The organism is Streptomyces sp. WELS2, from assembly GCF_013870595.1.
GTDB lineage: Bacteria > Actinomycetota > Actinomycetes > Streptomycetales > Streptomycetaceae > Streptomyces.
Genome location: NZ_JACBWZ010000478.1, coordinates 1 through 4,838 on the forward strand (window position 1 = coordinate 1; position 4,838 = coordinate 4,838).

A 4,838-nucleotide genomic window follows, 5' to 3' on the forward strand; every position below is an offset into this window, starting at 1 on the left:
GTCTACCCCAAGGTGAAGGTGAAGTTCGAGGCCCCGCCAGGGTGCCGTCGAAGTCCAGACCGATCAGCGCGGTGCGGGGCCGTGCGAGCAGCGCGGCGAGCCCGTCGCGGCCGGCCTGGGTCTGCGGGGTGGGCAGAGGATCCATACCGCGACAGTATCCGGCGCGGGCACGGCTCACGCCTGGTCCGGCGCCGCGGTCAGCGCTCGGCCCGCCGGGCCTGCCGGATCCGGCGCAGCCGGTTGACCGTGACCGGGTCGTGGGCCAGGGCGCGCTCGTCGTCCAGGAGGGCGTTGAGCAGCTGGTAGTAGCGGACCGGGGACAGGTCCAGTTCCTCGCGGATGGCGCGTTCCTTCGCGCCGGGCCCGGCAAAGGCCCGGCGCTCCAGCGCGAGGATGGCTTTTTCGCGGCTGCCCAGTTCCATGCCGGCCACGGTAGCGGCCGGCATGCGGGCCGTGCTCAGTTCGTGGTGCTGCTGTCGGCCGCCGTGGCCGTCGCCTGGAGGCCGGACAGCACGCCGGAGGGGCTGCCGTTCGGGGCGACGGCCTGGCCGATCTTCTGCTTCACGGCGGCGCTGACCGCGGCCCAGGAGGTCTTGCCGACCGGGTACAGCTCGGTGCTGGGCAGCTCTTCCAGGAAGGGGCGCAGGGCCTTGTCGGTCGCCTCGTTCGACGCGCTCATGGCGTTGGAGGCGGAGCTGGTGACCGGCAGCAGCCCGTAGGTGCGGGAGAAGTCGAGGACGTTCTTGTCGGAGTAGACGAAGTCGAGGAAGTCGCCGACCTGGTCGCGGTGCCCGTTCTGCTTGAAGGCCATCATCCAGTCGGTGACGCCCATGGAGGCCCTGGCCTTGCCGGTGCGGCCCGGCATCGGCACGGTGCCGAACTTCACGCCCTTCGCGGCGGCCTGCTGGATCAGCGTGGGGTGCCCGTTGAGCATGCCGACCTGGCCGTCGGCGAAGGCGGCGAAGGCGTCGGCGCGGTTGAGCTTGCCGGGGGCGACCGGGCCGGTGAGCCCCTTGTCGACCAGGTCGTCCTTGAGCCAGGTGAAGGTGGAGACGTTGGCGGCGGAGTCGATGGTGTAGGTGCCGATGTCGTCGGTGTAGCCGCTGCCGCCGTTGCCGCCGGCGAGCAGCCACTGCATGGTCTCGGCCTGCGCCTCCTCCGGGCCGAGCGGCAGCGCGAAGGGGTACTTCACGCCCTTGTCCTCGAGCGCCGCGGCGTCGGCGGCCAGCTCGGCCCAGGTGGTGGGCGGGGTGATGCCGGCCTTGGCGAACAGGGTCTTGTTGTAGAAGAGCACGCGCGTGGAGGCGGCGAACGGGATGCCGTACTGGGTGAACTTCCACTCGCCGGCGTCGGAGAGCTGGGAGAGGAAGTTGGCCTGGGTGCGGATGGAGAGCAGCTCCGAGGCCGGGTAGAGCTTGCCGGCGGCGGCGTAGTCGGCGTAGGCGCCGATCTGGGCCAGGTCGGGGGCGTGCCCGGCGTCGACCATCTCCTTGACCTTGCGGTCGACGTCGTTCCAGGAGTAGACGCTGACCTCGACCTTCACGTCCGGGTGCGTGGACTCGTAGTCCTTGACCAGGTCGTCCCAGTACTTCTTGGAGCTGTGGGCCGGCGAGTCGCCGTAGTCGGCGGCCACCAGTCTGAGCGTGACGTCGGAGGACCCCGTGCTCCCGCAGCCGCCGAGGACCGCCGCCATGCCCAGTGCGGACACCACCGCGATCGTTCCTGCCGTACCCCGACGCACCCTCAAAGCCCCAACCCTGCCGTCTGACCGTTCAACATATGGACACATAAGGTCTACACCACGTGAGTGGACTAGACCTCTCGCGGGTGGGAGGGTCACACTAGCCCCGTGGTGAGACATGTCATCGCCCTGGACGTGGGCGGTACCGGGATGAAGGCCGCCCTCGTCGGCGCCGACGGCACGCTGCTGCACCGCGCCCGCCGCTCCACCGGCCGGGCCCAAGGCCCCGAGGCGGTCGTGGCGGGCATCCTCGACTTCGCCACCGAGCTGCACGCGCACGGTGTCGAGCGGTACGGCGAACCGGCCGGCGCGGCCGGCATCGCCGTCCCCGGCATCGTCGACGAGACGGACGGCACCGCCGTCTACTCCGCCAACCTCGGCTGGCGGGACGTGCCCCTGCGCTCGCTGCTCGCCGACCGGCTCGGGATGCCGGTCGCCCTCGGCCACGACGTGCGCACCGGCGGCCTCGCCGAGGGCCGGATCGGCGCCGGCCGGGGCACGGACCGGTTCCTGTTCCTGGCGCTGGGCACCGGGATCGCCGGCGCGATCGGCATCGGCGGGCGGGTGGAGGCCGGCGCGCACGGCTTCGCGGGCGAGATCGGCCACATCGTCGTACGGCCCGGCGGCACCGACTGTCCCTGCGGGCAGCGCGGCTGCCTGGAGCGGTACGCCTCCGCCTCCGCCGTCGGCGCGGCCTGGGCGGCGGCCTGCGGCGACGCGGACGCGGACGCGGCGGACTGCGCGCGGGCCGTCGCGTCCGGTGACCCGAACGCCGTCCGGGTCTGGCAGGAGGCGGTGGACGCGCTCGCCGACGGACTGCTCACCGCCGTCACCCTGCTGGACCCACGCATCCTGATCATCGGTGGCGGACTGGCCGAGGCGGGGGAAGTGTTGTTCCGGCCGCTGCGGGAGGCCGTCCGGCGCCGGATCACCTTCCAGACGGCACCCGCCCTCGTCCCCGCCGCCCTCGGCGACAGCGCCGGCTGCCTGGGCGCGGGTCTGCTGGCCCGCGATCTGCTTTCGATCACTCCTACGACTCCGGAGGTAAGCACCTGATGGCAACCGAGCGGGAAACCCCGGCCCCGGACGGTGCCCCGAGAGGGGCGCGGGGAACTGCGCGCTCCGCCACGACGACGCCGCAGGTGCTTACCGGCGCGCGCGTGGTGCTGCCCACCGGGACCGTGGAGAACGGCCGGCTGGCGATCGACGGCACCCGCATCGCCGCCTCGGCCCCGGCCGGCGCCGAGGTCGTCGACGTCACCGGGCACTGGCTGGTCCCCGGCTTCGTGGACATCCACAACCACGGCGGCGGCGGCGCGTCCTTCGCCGGTACGGCGGAACAGGCCATGACGGCCGTGCGCACCCACCGGCTGCACGGCACCACCACGCTGGTCGCCTCCACCGTCACCGACGAGATGGACCTGCTGGTCCGCCAGGCCGGACTGCTGAGCGAACTGGCCGAACAGGGCGAGATCGCGGGCATCCACTTCGAGGGCCCGTTCATCTCCCCGTGCCGCAAGGGCGCGCACTCCGAGTCGCTGCTGCGCGACCCGGACCCGGCCGAGGTCCGCAAGCTGATCGACGCGGCGCGCGGCCACGCGAAGATGGTCACCCTCGCCGCGGAACTGCCCGGCGGCATCGACTCGGTGCGGCTGCTCGCCGAGCACGGGGTGATCGCGGCGATCGGGCACACGGACGCGACCTACGAGCAGACGGCCGAGGCCATCGACGCGGGCGCCACCGTCGCCACCCACCTCTTCAACGCCATGCCCGCGCTGGGCCACCGCGCGCCCGGCCCGATCGCCGCGCTGCTCGAGGACGAGCGGGTCACCGTCGAGCTGATCAACGACGGCGTCCATCTGCACCCGGCCGCGCTGGAGCTGGCGTTCCGGCACGCGGGCGCGGACCGGGTCGCGTTCATCACCGACGCGATGGACGCGGCCGGCAGCGCCGACGGCCGCTATCTGCTCGGCCCGCTGGAGGTCGAGGTCAGCGAGGGCGTGGCCCGGCTGGTGGAGGGCGGCTCGATCGCGGGCTCCACGCTCACCCTGGACCGGGCGTTCCGGCGCGCGGTGACCGTCGACAAGCTGCCGGTGGAGGACGTGGTGACCGCGCTGTCGGCCAACCCGGCGCGCCTGCTCGGCCTGGACGACCGGATCGGCTCGCTGGAGCCCGGCAAGGACGCGGACCTGGTCCTGCTGGACGCGGACTTCGCGCTGAAGGGCGTGATGCGGCGGGGCGAATGGGTGGTGGCGCCCCAACTGCCCTGATCCGTAACCCTGTCGAGGAGACGGTGACCGGTCCGCGCCCTGGGCCGGTGGCCGTCTCTTTGGCATGATCGAGGCCCCGGACACCCAAGACACCGCAGGGACTTCGAGGGAGGTCGGCCCGGGTGATCCTCACGGTCACACTGAACACCGCTCTCGACATCACCTACCGCGTACGGTCGCTGCGCCCGCACGCCTCCCACCGCGTCTCGGAGGTCGCCGAACGGCCCGGCGGCAAGGGCGTGAACGTGGCCCGGGTGCTGGCCGCGCTCGGCCACGAGGTGACGGTCACCGGCTTCGCGGGCGGCCACACCGGCGCGGTCCTGCGTTCGATGCTGGCCGGGGCGCCCGGCGACCTGGTGGACGCGCTGGTGCCGGTCTCCGGGGCGACCCGGCGCACCGTGGCGGTGGTGGACGAGCGCACCGGTGACACCACCCAGCTGAACGAGCCGGGCCCGCACGTCTCCCCGGCCGAGTGGGCGGCCTTCCTCGGTCGCTACCAGGAGCTGCTGCCGGGCGTCTCGGCGGTGGCGCTGTGCGGGAGCCTGCCGCCGGGGGTGCCGGTGGGGGCGTACGCGGGCCTGGTCCGCGCGGCCCGCTCCGCCGGTGTGCCGGTGCTGCTGGACACCAGCGGGGAACCGCTGCGCCGCGGGGTCGCCGCCCGGCCGGATGTGATCAAACCGAACGCCGACGAACTCGCCGAACTCACCGGCTCCCACGAGCCGTTGCGCGCCACCCAGGACGCCCGCCGGCGCGGGGCCCACGCGGTGGTCGCCTCCCTCGGCGCGGACGGCCTGCTCGCCGTCACCCCGGAGGGCCACTGGCGCGCC

Annotated in this window: 5 protein-coding genes; 3 read left to right on the forward strand and 2 right to left on the reverse strand. The window is 73.4% G+C overall.

The annotated features are described in order from the left end of the window. Nucleotides 1–197 precede the first annotated feature (197 nt). Nucleotides 198–422 carry a DUF3263 domain-containing protein gene (locus tag H5J33_RS23615; protein WP_181796908.1) on the reverse strand — a complete coding sequence of 75 codons (225 nt, stop codon included), beginning with the start codon at nucleotides 420–422 and terminating at the stop codon, nucleotides 198–200. Nucleotides 423–457: 35 nt separating this feature from the next. Continuing rightward, nucleotides 458–1,711: an extracellular solute-binding protein gene (locus tag H5J33_RS23620; protein ID WP_309485472.1), complete on the reverse strand. Its 1,254-nt coding sequence runs from the start codon at nucleotides 1,709–1,711 to the stop codon at nucleotides 458–460. 141 nt (nucleotides 1,712–1,852) lie between these two features. On the opposite strand from H5J33_RS23620, the gene H5J33_RS23625 reads away from it, so the two are divergent. From H5J33_RS23625 to H5J33_RS23635, 3 genes are all read left to right on the forward strand, one after another. Continuing rightward, a complete protein-coding gene (locus tag H5J33_RS23625; protein WP_181796912.1) occupies nucleotides 1,853–2,797 on the forward strand; it encodes an ROK family protein in 945 nt (314 codons plus the stop codon). An 86-nt stretch (nucleotides 2,798–2,883) separates the two neighbouring features. Then, nucleotides 2,884–4,011, forward strand: a complete 1,128-nt coding sequence (gene nagA, locus H5J33_RS23630; RefSeq protein ID WP_181796910.1) for an N-acetylglucosamine-6-phosphate deacetylase — start codon at nucleotides 2,884–2,886, stop codon at nucleotides 4,009–4,011. Between the two features lie 122 nt (nucleotides 4,012–4,133). Continuing rightward, on the forward strand, nucleotides 4,134–4,838 hold a 705-nt coding region (locus H5J33_RS23635), incomplete at its 3' end, for a 1-phosphofructokinase family hexose kinase (RefSeq protein WP_181796911.1).